Genomic DNA, 19,100 nt, shown 5'->3' with positions numbered 1-19,100 from the left:
GGTCAGGTTTTCTGGAGGACGGACAGCACGTTCCCCGCCGGGTCGGTGAACCACGCGATCAGCGGGCCGCCGCCGCGGAAGATGCCTTTGTCGTCCGTCTTGAGGTGGTCGTAGCGCTCGAAGCGCACCCCCCTTCTGCTCAGCTCGTCGACCGCCGCCTCGATGTCGTCGACGGGGAAGTTGAGGATGGTGAATGTCGCCGGGGTGTGGTCCTTCTTCGGGTAGACCAGGATGTCCCGGTCGCCCGCGATGTGCAGGGTCAGAATGCCGTGCTCTTCCGAGACGCGCAGTCCCAGCGTGTCGCCGTAGAACGTCCTGGCCGCCTCGATGTCGTTCACGGAGAACCCGCTGAACGCCTTCGTCGTACCGAACATATTCGCCTCCCGAACCTAGTCTCCTCACAGGTCAGACCGGGACGCATCCGGAAACTCATCGCTCATCGGGCGGACAGCCGGGCCCGTGCCCTCCGCCCGGCAGGGGCAGGCAGGGTCACCCCGTAGGCCGCCGGCCTCTGCCGGCGCAGCCAGCCCAGGATCCCCTGGGAAGGGGGATGGTCCGGGGGTGCCGGGCGGTCCTCCTGCTGTAGGGGCGGTTCCGGGGCCGGACGTGGTGCCGGGTGTTGCCTTCGGGCCGTTTCCATCGTGTGGGCGAGGTCCGCGCGGAACCAGGCCACTTCGTCCGGCTCGCTCGCCGTCATGAGCTCCTGGGCCCGCTCGGCGGCGGGCGAGCCGGGCGCGCCGTGTGCCGGGAGCCGGGGGCGGCGGCGGTTCAGATGGTCGCGCTCGTACGGGTCCTCGACGACGTCCGCCACGTCGGCCGGGTCGAGGAGGCAGGCGACGGCCGCCGCGTGGGCCCACGGGTCGTCTCCCGCCTGCCGCAGCAGGAACCCGATGTGCCGTCCCCGCCAGTTGCGGGGCCGCCGGTCCAGCTTTGCCTTCAGCCCTTCCCGCACTTCCGCGGGCACACGGCCGGTCAGCAGCCGGGTGTTGCTCTTGTCGGCCGCGAACTGCCGTAGCTCTTCGGCCAGATAGAGCCAGACGACGGTGCGGTAGCGGTTCAGATAGAAGCGGACGGGCACGAGCAGGCCGAAACGCGCGAGGCTCGTGAACCTGGTGGGTGCCACGTCCATGATCTCGGCACCCTCATGGGTGCCGACGGTCGCGACGCGCTCGCGCAAGGCGTCCGGGAAGCCGTCCTCGGCGCGCAGCCGGTCGATCTCGGCGCGGGTGACCCGTCGGCCTCCGCCCCCTTCGTCGGGGACGGTCCGGATGAGTCCGAGGTTCACCGCCAGGTCCAAGTCACCGCGCCTGAGGTCCAGTTCGCGGGCGGCCCGGCTCGGGGCGCAGGTGAGGCGGTCGGATTTCGCGATGGTGCCGGACATGGTCGGTCTCCCCCGTGGAGTCAGCGTCAGCGGCTCACGCCGTGTGCGGTCGCCGTGAAAAAAACCGTAGCCGCTTCCGCGGATCTCGTGGCGAGCCTGTGGATAACTCCGCGGGGGATGACGAAAACGCAGGTCAGGCGTCTGTTTCCGGTTTCCGTTCGGGCTGGCGCGCATCGACGTCGAGGTGCTCGCCGACCCGGTTGACCAGCAGGGTCATCTCGTAGGCGATCTGGCCGATGTCGGCTTCCGCGCCGCTGAGGACGCACAGACAACTGCCCGAGCCGGCCGCGGTGACGAAGAGCACCGCGTCGTCGAACTCGATCATCGTCTGGCGTACGCTGCCCGCCCCGAAGTGCCGTCCCGAGCCCTTGGCCAGGCTGTGCAGTCCGGACGACACGGCCGCGAGGTGCTCCGCGTCCTCGCGGCGCAGTCCGGTGCTCGCCCCTGTCACCAGGCCGTCGTTGGACAGGACCAGTGCGTGCCGCACCTGGTGGACGCGCTCGGTCAGGTCGTCCAGCAGCCAGTCCAGTCCCTGGTTCTGCGCCATGTTCCGATCTCCCCGTTTTCTCCCCGTGCGATTCTCCTCCTGGCCGGAGGATCTCCACGCCAGCCTTCCCCACGACCGCTGCCGGGGCAAGGAGGATGGGAGCCATGGCAGAGAAGATGACCGACGCGCAATGGCGGGAGTTCGTTTCCCACGGCACCCGCACCGGAAAGCTCTCCACGGTCCGGGCCGACGGGAGCCCTCATGTGGCCCCGATCTGGTTCGTCCTGGACGGCGACGAGCTGGTGTTCAACACCGGCAAGAACACCGTGAAAGGGCGCAATCTCATCCGTGACGGCCGGGTCGCCCTGTGTGTGGACGACGACCGGCCGCCGTACTCCTTCGTGGTCGTGCGGGGCCGCGCCCGTGTCTCCGAGGACCTCGACGAGGTACGGCACTGGGCCACCCGCATCGCCGCCCGGTACATGGGCGAGGAACGCGCCGAGGAGTTCGGTGCCCGCAACGGCGTCCCGGGCGAACTCCTCGTCCGGGTCGCCATCGACAGGGTCCTGGCGGAGCGGGACCTCGCGGACTGACCGCGGGGCCGGGCCCTTCGGTCATCCGACCGAGTCGAGGAGCCGGGCGGTGTGCATCCGCCCGGCATACTCGACGAGCCGGATCAGGACCTCCTTCCCCGAGTCGCGGTCCCGGGCGTCGCACAGCACCACCGGTGTGCCCTGGTCGAGGTCGAGGGCGCGTGAGACGTCCGGGGCGCCGTGCCGCCGGGCGCCCGCGAAGCAGTTGACGGCCACCACGAACGGGATGCGCCGGTGCTCGAAGTAGTCGACCGCGGGGAAGCAGTCCTCCAGGCGCCGGGTGTCCGCGAGGACGACCGCGCCGAGCGCCCCTTGCGACAGCTCGTCCCACAGGAACCAGAACCGGTCCTGGCCCGGTGTGCCGAACAGGTACAGGGAGAGGCCGGAGCGGATGGTGATGCGTCCGAAGTCCATGGCGACGGTCGTGGTGGTCTTGTGGTCCACGCCGTCGGTGTCGTCCACCGACTGGCCGGCTTCGCTGAGCAGTTCCTCGGTGCGCAGCGGCCGGATCTCGCTGAGTGCGCCCACCAGGGTGGTCTTGCCCACGCCGAACCCGCCGGCGACCAGAATCTTCAACGCCAGTGCGGAGGTCTCGCCGCCGGTGGCGTCGGAGTGCTCGGAGACCATTGATCACTTCTCTCGGGAGTGCGTGCGTCGGGTGGTGGAGTGCGTGCGTCTACAGCGCCCTCAGTCCTGCGATCACCTCGCGCAGAATGCGCTCGTCGGGCAGCTGTGCCGGCGGCACAGGGCGGCTGACGGTGACGCAGCCGAGTTCCAGGAGGTCGCCGAGGAGGACCCGGACGACGCCCACGGGCAGATCCGCGTCCGCGGCGAGTTCGGCGACCGACTGGGTCTCCGTACGGCACAGGTCGAGGAGGTTGCGGTGTTCCGGGCCGAGCGGGGCGTCGTCCACGCCGGGTGCGGCCGGGTCGAGCGTGACCAGGGCGATCAGGTCGAACCGCACGCCGGCCGGGCCGGGCCGGGTGCGTCCGCCCGTCATGGCGTAGGGGCGGACGAGCGGGCCGGCCTCGTTGTCGTACCACTGGCTGCCCCGCTCGGCCGGGGTACCCGTCATGTCCTCGGTCATCTGCGCGGACCGCCCTCTCGGTTCATCCGGCGGCGGGTGGCCGGGCGCCGACGCGGGGCGCGGTGCCGAGGTGCTCGCCGACGCGTTTGACCAGGCGTGCCATCTCGTAGGCCACGAGGCCGATGTCGGCGGTCACGGCGGTGAGGAGAGCGAGGCAGGATCCGTCGCCCGCGGCGGCCACGAACAGGAAGCCCTCGTCCATCTCCACCATCGTCTGGCGGACCCCGCCGGCACCGAAGTGCCGCCCGGCTCCCTTGGCGAGGCTGTGGAAGCCCGAGGCGACCGCGGCGAGGTGTTCGGCGTCCTCGCGGCGCAGGTCGGTCGAGGCGCCCACGGCGAGGCCGTCATTGGACAGCACCACGGCGTGCCGTATCTCGCTCACGCGGAGGACCAGATCGTCCAGCAGCCAGTCGAGTTCGCCGGAGCTCCGGGCGGAGTGCGTGCTCGGGTCCTGGATCATGCGGGGTCTCCTTCGCTGCTGTCGCTGCCCGTCGGGCCGGAAGTGGTTCCGCGGCCGGGTGGCCTGCCGCCGCCGCGCGTCCAGCCGGCGCGGTACGCCGCCATGCGGTCCCGGACGGCCTCGGGCGTGCGTTCGTCGTCCCGGGGTGCGGGCGAGGGCGGCGGCTCTTCGGGGCGCCCGTTGCGCAGCTGGGGCGCGAGGCTGGCCTGCCGTACGCGACGCGGGAGGTCGTCGGAGTCGTCGGCCTGCTCCTCGGGCCGGTGCAGTCGCAAGGTGGCCACTCCTGGGGGTGGGGTATGGCTCGCGGTCTCCGCGACGGCCGGGACGGGAGCCACCAGGGAGCGCCGGCCGGCCGGTGCCGGGACGGCTTCGGGGACGGTGTCCTGATGCGGGAGACCGTCGGGCACGCGCGCGTGGGCCCGCTCCTCGCGCTGGTGCGCGTGCACCGCTTCACCGGGGGAACGTTCCGCGGCCCCGGTGTGCAGCAGAGCCGTGGGCACCAGGACGACCGCGGTGGTGCCGCCGTACGGCGAGGTCCTCAGGTGGACCTTGACGCCGTGCCGGGCGGCGAGCCTGCTGACCACGAACAGGCCGAGCCGGTCGCTGTCGAACAGGTCGAGCGCCTCGGACTGCTCGATGCGGCGGTTGGCCTCGGCGAGGGTCTCCTTGCCCATGCCGAGGCCGCGGTCCTCGACCTCGACGGCGTAGCCGTTGCCGACGGGTTCGCCGGTGACGCGCACGCGCGTGTGGGGCGGCGAGAACTGCGCGGCGTTCTCGATGATCTCGGCCAGGAGGTGCGTGAGGTCGGCGACGGCCGCGCCGGCGACGGCCGCCTCGGGGAGTTGCCGTACCTCCACGCGCGCGTAGTCCTCCACTTCCGAGACGGCCGCGCGGACCACGTCGGTCAGCGAGACGGGCATGCGCCAGGCCCGCCCCGGGGCCGCTCCGGAGAGGATGATCAGGCTCTCGGCGTGGCGCCGCATGCGCGTGGTGAGGTGGTCGAGGCGGAAGAGGTCGCTCAGTTCGTTCGGGTCGTCGGAGCGGCGTTCCATGCTGTCGAGCAGGCTCAGCTGCCGGTGGACGAGGATCTGGCTGCGGCGGGCGAGGTTGACGAAGACGCCGGAGATGCCGCTGGCGAGTTCGGCGCGCTCGACGGCGGCCCGCAACGCGGCCCGGTGGACGGTGCCGAGGGCCTCGGCGACCTGCCCGGTCTCGTCCTCGGCGGCCGGTCCCCGCGGTGCTTCGGCGCGGATGTCGATCTCCCCGCCCGCGCGCAGTCTGCTCATGGCCTCGGGGAGTTTGCGCCGGGCGATCTCCAGGGCGCTGTTGCGCAAGGTCACGAGCTCCACCACGAGGCCGCGGCCGATGCGTACGGAGATGACGAGCGAGGCGGCGACGGCGGCGAGTCCGAGCAGGACGGCCGCGCCGGCCGGGGTGAGCAGTCCCCGGGTGAACGGGTCGGCTCGTTCCGCGACGTCTCGTGCTGCGTCGTCCTCGATCGCGCGCATGCCGTTCTGTACGCGCGCGTGGGCGGTGTTCCAGGTGCTCTCGGGTGCCGCGTCGATCGCTTCGGCGCCCGGTCCGGCGGCGAGGATCCCGTCCTCGGCGTCGCGCAGCCCGGCGTAGGCGCTGCTGTCGGTCAGGGCGCTCCACGCGGCGCGTTCGGTGCCGCGCAGGTCGGCGACGGCCGACTCGGTGAGGGCGCGGCGCAGTTCGACGGCGCCGGTGAAGAGCCGAAGCCGCTCTCCGGTCAGCGTCCCGGAGAGGCGGGCGCTCGCCCACAGGGCGTCCTCCCGGGCCAAGGCCTCGCCCGCGCGGGAGAATTCGAGCAGCACGCGCGCGTCGGAGCCGAGGTCGGCGTCCTGGATGCCGGTGAGGGCGCCGCCGACGCCGAGAGCGTCCGAGATGGTCCGGGTGTAGCGACGGTATGTCTCGGCCCAGTCCGCGCGCCGGTCCCGCACCGCGGTCCGCAGCGGACGCAGTTGCCCGGCTCCGGTGACGAACGCCTCCAGGCGGCGGGCGACTCCGGCGGGCAGCTCCTCGCTGTCGGCGACGGTGCTGTCCTCGCCGAGCCGCAGTTTCGCGACGGCCCGGTCGGTGCTCCGGGCGAGTTCGTCCAGCTCGTCGGTCCCGGCGGCGGAGGGATCGGTGGCGTGGCGTACGGCGGCCGCGCGTTCGGCCTGGAGGGCGGCGACCGCGGCGGAGACGGGGGCGCGGACCGTGGCGTCCACGCGCTGGGCCTGCCGCAGCCGGGAGACGTCCTGGGCGGTGGTGACGGTGGCGTGGGCCCACAGGGCCAGGAGGGAGACGACCGGCACCATCAGCAGGCAGACGATCTTGGCGCGCACGGTACGGGGGCGTATGTGCAGGCGCTGCGCGCGCGTGGCCGCTCCGTCCGGTGCGGTCTCCGAGAGGGCCTCGCCGTCCTCGTCGGCCGGTGGTCCGGCGTGCGCGCGGCGACCGCGCGCGGGCGGAGGCGGCGCCTCGGGGGTCCTACGGGGTGTACGCATGAACTCCTCGCTCGGGGGTGGTTCGGGGCGTGTCACCCCGGCTTCAGGGCGTGCCGTCCGGGCTATGGGGTCTGCGGGCTAACGGGCGGCGTTCTCGACCGGCCGCTGGGCCGAGGCGGACGCCTCGCGCTCCCCCGCCGTGGGCGACAGCGCGACGAAGGCGGAGGTCAGGAAGAGGTAGGACCCGAGGCCGACGGCGAGGGGGAAGACGAACTGCATCGCCGTGGCCCCGGGCAGTGCCTCCCCGGAGGGCGTCACGCGCACGCTCACCGCGAACATCCCGGTGTAGTGCATGCTGCTGACGGCCGCGCCCATGATCAGGGAGGCGAGGGTGACCGCGACGGCCGACTTGATGTTGAGCGCCGCCCACAGGGCCGCCGTCGCGGCGACGACGGCGATCAGGACGGAGAGCCCGACGAGCACCGGCTCATAGGTCACGTCGCCGTGCAGGCGGACGGCCGCCATGCCCAGGTAGTGCATGCTCGCGACGCCGAGGCCGGTGGTGAGCCCGCCGATCAGCAGGGCCCGGCCGCGGTCCCGGCTGTAGCCGACGGCGAAGACGCCGGCGCTGACCACGACCATGGCGACGAGCAGGCTCAGCAGGGTGAGCGGCACGTCGTAGCGGATGTCGGTGCCACCGACGCCGAAACCGAGCATGGCCACGAAGTGCATGGTCCAGATGCCGGTGCCGATCGCCGAGGCGGCGGTGACGAGCCAGTTGCGGCGTGAGCGCCCGGTGGCGGCGAGCGCGCGGACGGTGCAGCGCAGTCCGAGTGCGGCGCCTGTGCAGGCCATCACGTACGACAGTGCGGGGGTCAGCCACCCCAGGGCGGCGTGGTCCAGGTGTCCCATGGCCCCGGGACGCTAGACCCGGCAGGGGCGCACGAAGGGGGCGCATTTCGAAAGGTGTTGGAATATGACGCAAGGAGGTACCGGAACGATCGGGTCACGCTCGAACATGTGCACTGAGGCGTCATCCGCGCCGGTGAGGAATCATGCGGTACATGAGCGACGACCAGACGCGTGTCCAGGAGTTCTTCACCGCCCGCGCCGCCGACTGGGACAGCCGGTTCCCCGACGACGGTCCCGCCTACGCGGCCGCGGTCGCCGAACTCGGACTGCGCGCGGGCGACCGCGTGCTCGACGCGGGGTGTGGCACCGGACGCGCCCTGCCGCCGCTGCGTGCCGCCGTGGGGCCCTCGGGCGTGGTGCTCGGCGCCGATCTGACCCCGGCCATGCTGCGGGAGGCCGTGCGGGCCGGACGGGACCGTGACGGGGCGTTGCTGCTCGCGGACGTCGCCGCGCTGCCGCTGCGCTCACGTGCGCTGGACGCCGTGTTCGGGGCGGGGCTGATCTCGCACCTGCCGAGTCCGGCCGAGAACCTGCGGGAGCTGGCACGCGTGGTGCGTCCCGGTGGTGTGCTCGCGCTGTTCCATCCGATCGGCAGGGCGGCCCTGGCCGCGCGCCACGGCCGCCCTCTCACCCCGGACGACCTGCGCGCCGAGCCCAACCTCCGGCCGCTGCTGGCCGGTTCGGGGTGGCGCATGTCGTCGTACGTCGACGAGGACTCCCGCTTTCTGGCGCTTGCCGTCCGCGAGGGCTGAGCAGCCGCCGTCCGCGAGGGCTGAGCAGCCGCGTCACCCGGCCTCGGTGTCCGACGCCGCCACGTGCCGCACGGGACAGCCCCGGACGCCGGGGACCGGGCGCGTGCCCAGGTCGGCGAGCCGGTAGCCGTCCGGGTAGCCCTTGATCTCCCAGTTCTGGCGGGCGAAGTGCGGGGCACGCCGGGGCGGCAGCAGACGGACGGCGCGGCCCCGCAGCCGTACCGCTCGACGCACCCACGCGCGCGTGGCGGCGCTCGGCGGGGTGTAGCGGAAGGCACGCAGCAGTGGGTCGTCGAGCAGGGCGAGGGTCGTGGTGCGCAGCAGCGGGGCGAGCGGGCGCGGGTACCAGGAGGACATCAGGTCGAGCGTGGCGTCCGAGACCCGCCGGGCCTGCTCGTCCCAGGCGAAGCGGTCCGCCTCGTAGTCGTCGAGGCAGGTCTCGAACTCCTCGTAGGTCTCGGGGATGTCCTTGATGCCCATGTGCCGGCCCAGCGTGCGGTAGTGGACGACACTGGCGACGGTCTCGTGGCGCGACAACCTGCGCCACCCGTAGGCGTCGATCCACCGTTTGGGCACCACGACGAACGTGCACAGCACGTAGCGCATGTCGTCGTCGCTGATGTCGTAGCTGCGGTGCATCTGGTTGATGCGGCGGATCGCGGTCCTGCCCTGGTCGCTGCCGAAGCCGTGCTCGACCACGGCGTCCAGGAGCAGCGACGTGTCGTCGTAGCGCTTCTGCGTCCGCTCCGTGAGCTCCGCCGTCTCGGCGAGCAGTCGGCCGATGCTCGGGACCGCGTAGGTGCGGTACAGGGCCAGTTCCAGGGCGCGGGTGAAGTCCCAGGGGAACTCGTACGCCACGCTCAGCCGGTAGATCTCCGTGGCCTGCCGGTACGGGTCCATCCGCCGCATCTGTTCCAGGCGTGCGAAGCGCTTCACAGTGCCGTCCCCCTTCTGTCACCGGATCTGCAACTTTACGTTGGTGTCCGGGAGATGACCGGCACGGCGGGACATCCGCACTGGGGAAGGTGGTCAGCATGTGGGGCAAGGTCCGCAAGGCCGGAGGAAGAGTCGCTCACGCCCTGCGCACGGAGCCGAAGGCCGGCGGGGACAAACGTCCACACAATCTTTTCGAGGCGGCGGCGGCCTACGTCACGGCGAGCGCGGAGGACGACCCGGAGCGGGCCGACGAGGCGGCCGGCTGGGTGTCGCCCGAGGCGCTGTCGTTCGGGGTGAACGAGCTGGCCTGCCGGGCCGTCGTCGCGCTCGCGCGGGAACGCGGCCAGTCACCCCGGGCCGTGGCCCGTGAGTTGCTGGGACTGCCGGCGGAGTGACACGCCCGGCGGGGAGGGCCGATTCGCCCCGTACGCGGGAAAACGGCAGCTCCACGCGCTTGCGGGCCCGTGACAAGGGGGTTGCGCGCGCACTAGGGTGCGCGCCGGTGGACGAACCGATGGGGAGGCTGGGATGGCCGGGACGGACGAGGACACCGTCGCCGCCGCGGACGACGCGCTCTATGTGCTCACGGCGGTGCTGCTGACGCCGGCGAAGTTCCCGAGCGTGCTGGGCGACGACTATCCGGAGGCGTGCGCGGCGCTCGGCCTCGCGCCGCTCGCCGACGGGTACGGGCTGGTGCTCGGCCAGGACGGCGAGGGCGCCCGGTGGACCGTGGTCATCGACGACGTCTCCCTGGTGGCCGTCGCGATCGCGTCCTGGGACTGCGGGATGGAGTACGAACTGTCGCCCGACGAGCGCACGGTCGTCGCGGCCCTGCCCGGCTGGCCCCTCGCGGTCGCCGTCGCGGCACCCGGAGTGCCCGCGCCGCACGATCCCGGTCCGGAGGCCGACGACCGGCCCCCGCTGGCTCCGCCGGACACCACCGTCTGGGGCCCCGCCCAGCGGCGCCTGGGCGCGGACGAGATCGCGCTTCAGTGGGCGGCGTGGCGGGAACAGGTCGACGACTCGGCCTTCCCGGCACCCGGGTCCGCGGCGCCACCGGGTGACGCGGGCGCGGCGGCCGACGGTCCGGGCGGAAGCGAGGGGAACGGGCAGCAGGGCCACAGCGGCATCCGGCGCGTCCTCGCGGAGGCCCGCACCTACATCGACTCGCCGCCGCCGCTCGGCCGGGTCCGGTCGTCGTTCGCACCGGGTGACGCGCGGACCCTGCGGGCCGACGGTCCCGGCTGGTCGCTCGTGGCCAGGACCGACGACATCGCCTTCGTGCTGCTCGACGAGGAACCCGGCGAGGTCCTGCCGGTCGGACGGGGGCCGGAGCTGCCGGGCCTCCTCGAGGCCCTCGACAAGATGGCCGTACGGCCGAACTGAGCTGGTGGGCCGTACGGCCGAAGCGAGCCGGTGCGGCCTTCGCCGCGCCGGTCAGCAGCGCGTCAACGGCCCAGTTCCTTCCGGGTGGCACGGCGCAGCCTGCGCCGCTGTGAGGGGTCCAGCGTGAGGTACGCGGCGGCCGGGACTCCCAGGATGATCAAAAGCGCGGCCCACCAGGGCAGCCAGATCAGCAGGATGAGCCCGACCGCCACACCGCCTACGGCGATCTTGGCGTTCTTCGACATGACTGTCGCCTCCTTCGCGGCCACTGCCGCTCTCTGTCTCGAAAACGGGCCCGCGCTTGCGGCAGTTCCGGACCGCGACCCTGAGACATCCCTGAGGTGCGCCCCCTACACACCCCCGACCTCCCCATAGTGACCCAGGTCACACATCACTCACACCCACGTGCACCAGAAGTGCTGTACCCTCGGCGACTCCGACCCGCTAGTCAAATTTGAGGAATCAGCCATAGCCGAGCATCCGACTCCCCCGGCACCCTCCTCCGATGTCCCCGAACTGGCCGGCTGCCGCACCGTGTTCGTCCCCGGCGACCCGGCCCGGACCGGCAGCGTCGCCTTCTGGCGGTCCGACGGCGAGGCCCCGCCCACGGTGACGTCGGCGTCCGCCACGGATCTGACCGTCGTCGTGCCCGGCCGTGACGGCGTCGAGCCGCTGAGCGTGCCCGCGGTTCTGCTGCCGGTACGCGCGGCCCTGCCGGTCCTCACACGTGCGCGTGCCGTGAGTCATGGGCACCGGTCCACCGTGTTCTGGGGCGCGGCGGCCGTGCACGCCCTGCATCTCATGGCCCGCGGACTGCTGCTGCCGGGGCTGTCCCCGGCCGACCACGACGCCTGGCGGACGGGCCCGCTGCGCGCCCAGGACGTCGAGGCCGTGCGCCGCCTCGCCGCCGCCATGCCGCCCGAGGCGCACGCCGTCCCCCTGGCGGGCGCCGGGCCCCTGCGGCTGCCGGACCCGGAGCGGCTGCTGCGCGCCTTCCTCGACGCGGTCGCCGACACCCTGCCCCGCTCCCCCGCCGCGCCGCTGGTCACCGGCGGCCGCGCCTACGCGTCGCCCGGGCCGGTGCGTCTGCCCGAGCAGCGCGCGTGGGCCGCCGACGTCGCCGCGGGCCACGACGCGGGGGTGCGGCTGTCGCTGCGCGTCGAGGCGGACGGCCTGACGGACGCGGCGGCCGACGAAGCGGACGTGACGTTCCGGGCCGTGCTCCAGGTGCACGGCGTGAGCGATCCCGCGCTCGTGGCGGACGCCGCGGACGTCTGGTCCGGCGCCGGGGGCGATGCCTTCGGCCCGCGCGCGCGGATGGACGCCCTGCTCGCCCTGCGCCGCGCGGCCCGGGCCTGGACCCCGCTCACGCCCCTGCTGTCGGCGCCCGTGCCGGACGCGGTCGAGCTCGCCGACGAGGAGGTCACCGAGCTGCTCGGCTCGGGCGCCCGGGCGCTGGCGGCGGCCGGAGTGGACGTGCACTGGCCGAAGGGACTGACCCGCGAGCTCAGCACGCGCGCGGAGGTGGGCCCTGCCGACGACGAGCCGGAGTCCGGCACGTCCTTCGCGGCCATGCCGTCGTTCCTGTCCGCCGACGCGCTGCTCGCCTTCGACTGGTCGTTCGCACTGGGCGACCGGCGGCTGAGCCGGGAAGAGCTGGACCGGCTCGCCGAGGCCAAACGCCCCGTGGTGCGGCTGCGCGACCAGTGGGTCCTGGTCGACCCTCAGGAGGTACGTCTGGCCCGCTCCCGGCAGGACCACAAGGTGACGCCGGTCGACGCGCTGGGCGCGGCCCTGACGGGCTGGGCGGAGGTGGACGGCCGCCGGGTCGAGGTGCGGCCCACCGGATGGCTGGCGGCTCTGCGGGAGCGGCTCGCGGACCCCGAGGCGCAGCAGTCCGTGGAGCAGCCGGCGGCCCTCGCCGCCACCCTGCGGGACTACCAGCGGCGGGGCCTGAGCTGGCTCGCGGGTATGACCTCGCTGGGCCTCGGCTGCTGCCTCGCCGACGACATGGGGCTCGGCAAGACGATCACGCTGATCGCCCTGCACCTGCACCGGCAGACCGACGCCGCCTCCGCCGGGCCCACCCTGGTGGTCTGCCCGACGTCCCTGATGGGCAACTGGCAGCGGGAGATCGAGCGGTTCGCGCCCGGCACACCCGTGCGGCGCTTCCACGGTGCGCGGCGCGGTCTCGACGGCCTGGCCGACGGGGAGTTCGTGCTCACCACGTACGGCACGATGCGCCTGGACGCGCCCCGGCTCGCCGAGGTGCCGTGGGGCATGCTCGTCGCGGACGAGGCCCAGCACGTGAAGAACCCGCACTCCTCGACCGCGCGGGCACTGCGTTCGATCGGGGCACGCGCGCGTGTGGCGCTCACCGGCACCCCGGTGGAGAACAACCTGTCGGAGCTGTGGGCGATCCTCGACTGGACCACTCCGGGGCTGCTGGGCCGGCTCGGGACCTTCCGCAGGCGGTACGCGGAGGCCGTCGAGGGCGGTCAGGACCCGGCCGCCGCGGACCGGCTGGCCCGGCTCGTACGGCCGTTCCTGCTCCGCCGCCGCAAGTCGGACCCGGGGATCGCGCCCGAGCTGCCGCCGAAGACCGAGACCGATCACGCCGTGTCGCTCACCCAGGAGCAGGCGGGCCTGTACGAGGCCGTGGTGCGTGAGGCGCTCGCGGAGATCTCCGGCGCGGACAGCATGGCGCGGCGCGGACTGATCGTGAAGCTGCTGACCGGCCTCAAGCAGGTCTGCAACCACCCGGCGCAGTACCTCAAGGAGGAGCGGCCGGTGATCGCCGGACGCTCCGGGAAGCTGGACCTGCTGGACGAACTGCTCGACACGATCCTCGCCGAGGAGGCGGGCGTGCTGGTCTTCACGCAGTACGTGCAGATGGCCCGCCTCCTCGAACGGCACCTGGCCGCCCGCGGCACGCCCTCGCAGTTCCTGCACGGCGGGACGCCCGTCGCCGCACGCGAGGCCATGGTGCGGCGCTTCCAGGACGGTGAAGTGCCCGTGTTCCTGCTGTCGTTGAAGGCGGCGGGCACCGGCCTGAACCTCACCCGGGCCGAGCACGTCGTGCACTACGACCGCTGGTGGAACCCGGCCGTCGAGGCCCAGGCGACCGACCGCGCCTACCGCATCGGCCAGACCCGGCCCGTGCAGGTGCACCGGATCGTCGCCGAGGGAACCATCGAGGACCGCATCGCCGAACTGCTGGCCCGCAAGCGGGAACTGGCGGACGCGGTCCTGGGCTCCGGCGAGGCCGCCCTCACGGAGCTGACGGACGCGGAACTGGCGGATCTGGTCGCACTGCGAGGGGGCCTGCGATGACTCGGCACGACGGTGACACGGAGCGCACGTTCGCCGCGCTGCCGCCCGCGCACGGGCGGGGCCTCGCACAGACCTGGTGGGGTCAGGCGTGGCTGAAGGCGCTGGAGGACACGGCACTGGACTCGGCGCAGCTCAGGACGGGCCGCCGGCTCGCGCGCGCGGGAGCGGTCGGCGCGGTGTCGGTGCGCCCGGGGCGGCTCACGGCCCTCGTACAGGACCCTGACCGCACGGCACACCGTGCCGACGTCCTGCTGGAGGAGCTCTCGCCCGGACAGTGGGACCGCTTCCTGGACATGGCCGTCGAGCGGGCCGGTCACGTGGCGGCGCTGCTGGACCGTGAGATGCCACCGCACCTGGTCGAGGACGCCGCGGCCGAGGGCGTCGACCTGCTGCCGGGTCTGGGCGATCTGGAGCCGGAGTGCGGCTGCGGAGCCTGGGACCACTGCCGGCACACGGCGGCGCTCTGCTACCAGGTGGCACGCCTGCTGGACCAGGACCCGTTCGTCCTGCTCCTGATGCGCGGACGCGACGAAGCCGCCCTGCTGAACGCCCTCCAGTCGCGCAGCGGCGCGTCCGCGGCGGAGCGTTCCGGCCAGGAGGGGGTGGACGCGGCCGAGGCGTACGCGGCCGGCGACATCCTGCCTCCGCTGCCGCCCCTGCCCGAACTCCCCGACGAGCCGGGGGTGCCGCCGTCCCTGGACACCGAGACGCCGCCCGCCCCGGGCATCGACCCGGCCGCGCTGGAGTTCCTGGCCGCGCGGACCGCCGTACTGGCCCACCGCCTGCTCGCCGAGTCACTCCGGGACCCTGCCGAGCGGCACCCCTCCTGCGCGGACCCGACCGTCTCGGAAGACGCCGTACGGCTGGCCGCGGGCGGCCCCGGGCAGGAGGTGGCGGACAGGCTGGCCGACGGGTCGGGGCGCGGCCGGGAGGGGCTGGCGACGGCGGTCCGTGCCTGGCGCCACGGCGGTACGGCGGCATTGGCCGTGCTCGACGAGGAGTGGAAGGCGCAGGGCGAGACGCTCGCACGCGCGCGTGCCGCCCTGGAATCGGCCTGGGACGCGGACGAGCGGCCGGAGCTGCGGGCGCGGGGCAACCGCTGGACGGTCGTCGGCGCGCCGGTCCAGCTGCGTCTCGGCCGGGACGGCCGGTGGTGGCCCTACCACAAGGAGCGCGGCCGCTGGCTCCCCTCGGGAGGCGCCGTACAGGATCCGGCGACGGCACTGACGTCGGCGGAACTCGCCGCCGCTGAGGGAGCCGCTCCGAGCTCAGGGCAGTAGCCCGCCGGTGTCCAGGGACGGCAGGAGCGATGCGAGGTCGCTGGGCAGATCGCTCGGCAGCCGGCTGGGAAAGCCCGACGGCAGCCGGGTCGGCAGGTCGCTGGGCACCTCGGTGGGCAACCGGGTGGGCAGCTTCGTGGGAAGGCCGAAGGACGGGGCGGGGGTGGGACTCGTGCTCCCGGCGGGCGGCTCCCGGTCCGGCGCGTCGTCGCCGCCCCTGGCCATCAGCACCACGACGGCCACGGCCGCGACGGCCATCAGCACGACGAGCAGGGCGAGCAGGGGATTCCGGCGCCGGGGAGGCCCGGGCGGATGAGGCGGTACGGGTGGCATGGCCATACCGACCAGCGTCGCCGCGCACCGCTCAAGGCGGGAGAGACGCACGGAAGTTGATACCGGCTCATGGCGCGGATCGCATGATTCCGGAGCATGACGGGTCCGTCGTCGCCAGCTGGTCCAGACGCTCGAAGGCCATGCCGCGGGCGGCGGCCGCCTCGACGTCGAAGGCCTCGAAGGCCGACCGGTCGGCGAGCAGGGCCTGGAGGCCGTCCGCGGCGGTGGGCTGGGCCAGCTCGTCCAGGCGGGCCGCGCTCAGGGCCTCCTGGACCTCGGGGTCGGCGCGGAAGGCGGCGGCGCGCTCCTTGAGGATGAGGTAGTTGCGCATGCAGCCGGCCGCCGAGGCCCACACCCCGTCGAGGTCCTCGGTCCGCGGGGGCTTGAAGTCGAAGTGCCGCGGGCCGGTGTAGCCGGCCGACTCCAGCAGGTCGACCAGCCAGAACGCGGCGCGCAGGTCACCGGCGCCGAAGCGCAGGTCCTGGTCGTACTTGATGCCGGACTGGCCGTTGAGGTCGATGTGGAAGAGCTTGCCCGCCCACAGCGCCTGCGCGATGCCGTGCGGGAAGTTCAGCCCGGCCATCTGCTCGTGCCCGACCTCGGGGTTGACGCCGTAGAGCTCCGGACGCTCCAGGCGCTCGATGAACGCCAGGGCGTGGCCGACGGTGGGCAGCAGGATGTCGCCGCGCGGCTCGTTCGGCTTGGGCTCGATCGCGAAGCGCAGGTCGTAGCCCTGGGAGGTGACGTACTCGCCGAGCAGGTCGAAGGCCTCCTTCATCCGGTCCAGGGCCGCGCGGACGTCCTTGGCGGCGCCCGACTCGGCACCTTCCCGGCCGCCCCAGGCCACGTACACCTGGGCGCCGAGCTCGACGGCGAGGTCGATGTTGCGGATGGTCTTGCGCAGCGCGTAGCGGCGCACGTCGCGGTCGTTGGCGGTGAAGGCGCCGTCCTTGAAGACCGGGTGCGTGAAGAGGTTGGTGGTGGCCATCGGGACCTTCATGCCCGTGGCGTCCAGCGCCTGCCGGAAGCGCTTGATGTGGGCCTCACGCTCGGTGTCGCTCGAGCCGAACGGGATCAGGTCGTCGTCGTGGAAGGTGACGCCGTGGGCGCCGAGCTCGGCCAGGCGCTGCACCGTCTCGACCGGGTCGAGGGCACGCCGCGTGGCGTCGCCGAAGGGATCCCGTCCCTGCCAGCCGACGGTCCACAAGCCGAAGGTGAACCTGTCCTCGGGGGTGGGCTGGTAGCTCATGCCGCGGCTCCTTGCTCGCTGAGGCTATTTCGTCATGCCGATTTACAAATTAGTATGCGAGCACCTTCCTGGGAAGAGACAAGGTGTCTCGGGACGAGAGCAGGACGAAAGATGGACGAGAGCAGAGGGAGAAGCCCGATGTCAGCAGCCGAGGGTCCGCTCGTCGTCGGCGTGGACTCGTCCACCCAGTCCACCAAGGCGCTGGTCGTCGACGCGTCGACCGGCCGGGTCGTCGCGAGCGGCCAGGCGCCGCACACGGTCTCCTCGGGGGCCGGGCGCGAGAGCGATCCGCGTCAGTGGTGGGACGCGTTGTGCGAGGCCCTGCGCCAGTGCGGCGACGCGGCGCACGAGGCCGCCGCGGTGTCGGTCGGCGGGCAGCAGCACGGCCTGGTCACGCTGGACGAGCGCGGTGAGCCGGTCCGTCCGGCCCTGTTGTGGAACGACGTGCGCTCGGCGCCGCAGGCCCGCAGGCTGACCGAGGAACTGGGCGGCGCGAAGTTCTGGGCCGAGCGCACCGGAAGCGTGCCCGCCGCCTCGTTCACGGTCACCAAGTGGGCCTGGCTGGCCGAGCACGAACCGGAAGCCGCGCGCGCCACCAAGGCCGTGCGCCTCCCCCACGACTACCTGACCGAGCGGCTCACCGGGCAGGGCACGACCGACCGCGGGGACGTCTCCGGGACGGGCTGGTGGGCGTCCGGGACGGAGGGCTACGACGAGGAGATCCTGGCGCACGTGGGGCTCGACCCGGCCCTGCTGCCCCGTGTGGTCCGGCCCGGCGAGGTGGCGGGCACCGTGCGCGACAGCCATGATCTGCCGTTCTCCAAGGGCACCCTGGTCGCGCCCGGCACCGGCGACAACGCCGCGGCGGCGCTGGGCCTCGGGGTGCGTCCGGGCATGCCGGTGATGAGCCTCGGCACCTCGGGCACGGTGTACGCGGTGTCGCGGCGGCGGCCCGCCGACCCGAGCGGCACGGTGGCGGGTTTCGCCGACGCCCGCGGTGACTGGCTGCCGCTCGCCTGCACCCTGAACTGCACGCTCGCCGTCGATCGCGTGGCGACGCTGCTGGGCCTGGACCGCGAGGCCGTCGAGCCCGGCACGGCCGTCACGCTGCTGCCCTTCCTGGACGGCGAGCGCACCCCGAACCTGCCGAACGCCTCCGGGCTGCTGCACGGCCTGCGCCACGACACGACCGCCGGCCAGCTGCTCCAGGCCGCCTACGACGGCGCCGTGCACTCCCTGCTCGGCGCGCTCGACCTGGTCCTCGACGAGGACGCGGACCCCGCGGCGCCCCTGCTGCTGATCGGCGGCGGTGCCCGGGGCACGGCCTGGCAGCAGACCGTACGGCGGCTGTCGGGGCGTCCCGTGCAGGTGCCCGAGGCGAAGGAACTGGTGGCGCTCGGCGCCGCCGCGCAGGCGGCCGGGGTGCTGACCGGGGAGGACCCGGCGGCGGTCGCCCGGCGCTGGAACACGGCTGCCGGGCCGGTACTCGACGCCGTCGAGCGGGACGAGGAGACGCTGGCCAGGATCGCCGGGGTACTCTCCGACGCGGCTCCGCTGCTGGAGCGCCCCACGGACACCCACTGAGGACTGGCGTCAGGCATGACCGCACCGCTGCACGAGGCCCGTCCGGCCGGCCCGGGACGCGCCCTGCCGGACACCCAGCAGGGCATGCGCCGCCGCAACCTGGCCCGGGTCCTGCACGCCGTCCGGGCCGAGGGGCCGCTGTCCCGGGCCGCCGTCGCGTCGCGGATCGGCCTGACCCGGGCGGCGGTCTCGACGCTCGTCGACGAACTGATCCGCTCGGGGCTGCTGGAGGAGCTGGGGCCCGAACGGCCCGGCCGGGTGGGCCGCCCCGGCTCCGCGCTCGCACTGAGCGGACGCGGACCGGCGGGGATCGGCGCGGAGATCGGCGTCGACCATCTCGCGGTCTGTGCCGTGGACCTGCGCGGTACGACCCGGTCGCGGGCCATACGCCAGGGCGCGAACCGCGGCCGCTCCCCAGGGCCCGTGCTCGCCGAGCTCACCGAACTCATCCGCCGCGTCGTCGCCGAGGCGGAGGGCGAGGGCCTGTGGCCGGCCGGTCTCGCCGTGGCCGTGCCCGGTCTGGTGGCGCGCGACGCCCGGACCGTCGTACGCGCCCCGAACCTCGACTGGCACGACACGGACCTCGGTGACCTGCTGCCGGCGGACCTCCCCCTGACCGTGGACAACGAGGCCAACTTCGGCGCCCTCGCTGAACTCTGGCTGGGTGAGGGCACGCCGCGCGACTTCCTGCACGTGTCGGCGGAGATCGGCATCGGCGCTGCGGTCGTGGTGGACGGCGGACTGCTGCGCGGAACCCGCGGTTTCGCGGGCGAGTTGGGGCACGTGCCGGTCCAGCCGGACGGGCCGGAGTGCGCGTGCGGCGGGCGCGGGTGCCTGGAGCAGTACGCAGGCGAGGAGGCGGTGCTGCGCGCGGCCG

General features: G+C 73.5%; 20 protein-coding genes. 8 read left to right on the top strand and 12 right to left on the bottom strand.

Annotation, left to right across the window (positions count from 1 at the left end):
* Positions 1 to 2 precede the first annotated feature (2 nt).
* From CCL05_RS29870 to CCL05_RS29860, 3 genes are all read right to left on the bottom strand, one after another.
* Entirely contained in the window at positions 3 to 374 is a 372-nt protein-coding gene (locus CCL05_RS29870) for a VOC family protein (protein ID WP_086563786.1), read from the bottom strand.
* Positions 375 to 436: 62 nt separating this feature from the next.
* Positions 437 to 1,381: a DUF6397 family protein gene (locus tag CCL05_RS29865; protein ID WP_167409634.1), complete on the bottom strand. Its 945-nt coding sequence runs from the start codon at positions 1,379 to 1,381 to the stop codon at positions 437 to 439.
* A 133-nt stretch (positions 1,382 to 1,514) separates the two neighbouring features.
* On the bottom strand, positions 1,515 to 1,928 hold the full coding sequence (locus tag CCL05_RS29860; RefSeq protein ID WP_086563784.1) for a roadblock/LC7 domain-containing protein: 414 nt from the start codon (positions 1,926 to 1,928) through the stop codon (positions 1,515 to 1,517).
* Between the two features lie 104 nt (positions 1,929 to 2,032).
* Here CCL05_RS29860 and CCL05_RS29855 point away from each other — a divergent pair, with 104 nt between their 5' ends.
* Positions 2,033 to 2,461 (top strand): PPOX class F420-dependent oxidoreductase, encoded by a 429-nt coding sequence (locus tag CCL05_RS29855; RefSeq protein ID WP_086563783.1) that lies wholly within the window; start codon positions 2,033 to 2,035, stop codon positions 2,459 to 2,461.
* A 21-nt stretch (positions 2,462 to 2,482) separates the two neighbouring features.
* Here CCL05_RS29855 and CCL05_RS29850 read toward each other — a convergent pair whose 3' ends face one another.
* The 5 genes from CCL05_RS29850 to CCL05_RS29830 form a co-directional block, all read right to left on the bottom strand.
* A complete protein-coding gene (locus CCL05_RS29850) occupies positions 2,483 to 3,088 on the bottom strand; it encodes a GTP-binding protein (RefSeq protein WP_086563782.1) in 606 nt (201 codons plus the stop codon).
* A gap of 49 nt (positions 3,089 to 3,137) precedes the next feature.
* Complete coding sequence (locus CCL05_RS29845; RefSeq protein ID WP_086563781.1) at positions 3,138 to 3,548, bottom strand: DUF742 domain-containing protein; 411 nt, start codon at positions 3,546 to 3,548, stop codon at positions 3,138 to 3,140.
* A gap of 22 nt (positions 3,549 to 3,570) precedes the next feature.
* Positions 3,571 to 4,008, bottom strand: coding sequence for a roadblock/LC7 domain-containing protein (locus tag CCL05_RS29840; protein ID WP_020277336.1), 438 nt, complete (start codon positions 4,006 to 4,008; stop codon positions 3,571 to 3,573).
* Positions 4,005 to 6,518, bottom strand: coding sequence for a sensor histidine kinase (locus tag CCL05_RS29835; RefSeq protein WP_086563780.1), 2,514 nt, complete (start codon positions 6,516 to 6,518; stop codon positions 4,005 to 4,007). The genes CCL05_RS29840 and CCL05_RS29835 overlap by 4 nt, the downstream gene beginning before the upstream one ends.
* Positions 6,519 to 6,596: 78 nt before the next feature.
* A complete protein-coding gene (locus tag CCL05_RS29830) occupies positions 6,597 to 7,370 on the bottom strand; it encodes an MHYT domain-containing protein (RefSeq protein WP_086563778.1) in 774 nt (257 codons plus the stop codon).
* 152 nt (positions 7,371 to 7,522) lie between these two features.
* Here CCL05_RS29830 and CCL05_RS29825 point away from each other — a divergent pair, with 152 nt between their 5' ends.
* The gene (locus CCL05_RS29825; RefSeq protein WP_086563801.1) at positions 7,523 to 8,122 is read left to right on the top strand and encodes a class I SAM-dependent methyltransferase; all 600 of its coding nucleotides are present in this window, start codon (positions 7,523 to 7,525) and stop codon (positions 8,120 to 8,122) included.
* A 33-nt stretch (positions 8,123 to 8,155) separates the two neighbouring features.
* Here CCL05_RS29825 and CCL05_RS29820 read toward each other — a convergent pair whose 3' ends face one another.
* Complete coding sequence (locus tag CCL05_RS29820) at positions 8,156 to 9,058, bottom strand: oxygenase MpaB family protein (RefSeq protein WP_086563777.1); 903 nt, start codon at positions 9,056 to 9,058, stop codon at positions 8,156 to 8,158.
* A gap of 98 nt (positions 9,059 to 9,156) precedes the next feature.
* Between CCL05_RS29820 and CCL05_RS29815 the strand changes: the two genes are divergently transcribed.
* Positions 9,157 to 9,453, top strand: a complete 297-nt coding sequence (locus CCL05_RS29815) for a hypothetical protein (RefSeq protein WP_086563775.1) — start codon at positions 9,157 to 9,159, stop codon at positions 9,451 to 9,453.
* A gap of 133 nt (positions 9,454 to 9,586) precedes the next feature.
* Positions 9,587 to 10,444, top strand: coding sequence for a hypothetical protein (locus CCL05_RS29810; RefSeq protein ID WP_086563774.1), 858 nt, complete (start codon positions 9,587 to 9,589; stop codon positions 10,442 to 10,444).
* A gap of 62 nt (positions 10,445 to 10,506) precedes the next feature.
* Here CCL05_RS29810 and CCL05_RS29805 read toward each other — a convergent pair whose 3' ends face one another.
* Positions 10,507 to 10,689, bottom strand: coding sequence for a hypothetical protein (locus CCL05_RS29805; protein ID WP_037674045.1), 183 nt, complete (start codon positions 10,687 to 10,689; stop codon positions 10,507 to 10,509).
* A 289-nt stretch (positions 10,690 to 10,978) separates the two neighbouring features.
* On the opposite strand from CCL05_RS29805, the gene CCL05_RS29800 reads away from it, so the two are divergent.
* Together CCL05_RS29800 and CCL05_RS29795 are read left to right on the top strand one after the other, a co-directional pair.
* On the top strand, positions 10,979 to 13,777 hold the full coding sequence (locus CCL05_RS29800) for a DEAD/DEAH box helicase (RefSeq protein ID WP_208641651.1): 2,799 nt from the start codon (positions 10,979 to 10,981) through the stop codon (positions 13,775 to 13,777).
* Positions 13,774 to 15,057, top strand: a complete 1,284-nt coding sequence (locus CCL05_RS29795; RefSeq protein ID WP_086563772.1) for an SWIM zinc finger family protein — start codon at positions 13,774 to 13,776, stop codon at positions 15,055 to 15,057. Before CCL05_RS29800 ends, CCL05_RS29795 begins: the two co-directional genes overlap by 4 nt.
* Here the strand turns inward: CCL05_RS29795 and CCL05_RS29790 are convergent.
* A complete protein-coding gene (locus CCL05_RS29790) occupies positions 15,046 to 15,396 on the bottom strand; it encodes a hypothetical protein (protein ID WP_086563770.1) in 351 nt (116 codons plus the stop codon). The genes CCL05_RS29795 and CCL05_RS29790 overlap by 12 nt on opposite strands.
* A gap of 61 nt (positions 15,397 to 15,457) precedes the next feature.
* The gene (xylA, locus tag CCL05_RS29785; protein ID WP_086563768.1) at positions 15,458 to 16,639 is read right to left on the bottom strand and encodes a xylose isomerase; all 1,182 of its coding nucleotides are present in this window, start codon (positions 16,637 to 16,639) and stop codon (positions 15,458 to 15,460) included.
* 138 nt (positions 16,640 to 16,777) lie between these two features.
* Between xylA and xylB the strand changes: the two genes are divergently transcribed.
* Positions 16,778 to 18,223 carry a xylulokinase gene (gene xylB / locus CCL05_RS29780; protein WP_086563767.1) on the top strand — a complete coding sequence of 482 codons (1,446 nt, stop codon included), beginning with the start codon at positions 16,778 to 16,780 and terminating at the stop codon, positions 18,221 to 18,223.
* Positions 18,224 to 18,238: 15 nt separating this feature from the next.
* A partial coding sequence (locus tag CCL05_RS29775) for an ROK family transcriptional regulator (RefSeq protein WP_425275953.1) occupies positions 18,239 to 19,100 on the top strand: 862 nt, incomplete at its 3' end.

Origin of the sequence: Streptomyces africanus, from assembly GCF_002150735.1 — a bacterium.
Classification (GTDB): Bacteria; Actinomycetota; Actinomycetes; order Streptomycetales; family Streptomycetaceae; genus Streptomyces; species Streptomyces africanus.
The sequence above is the reverse complement of the archived record's forward strand: the minus strand, read 5'-3'. Positions and strand labels throughout refer to the sequence as shown.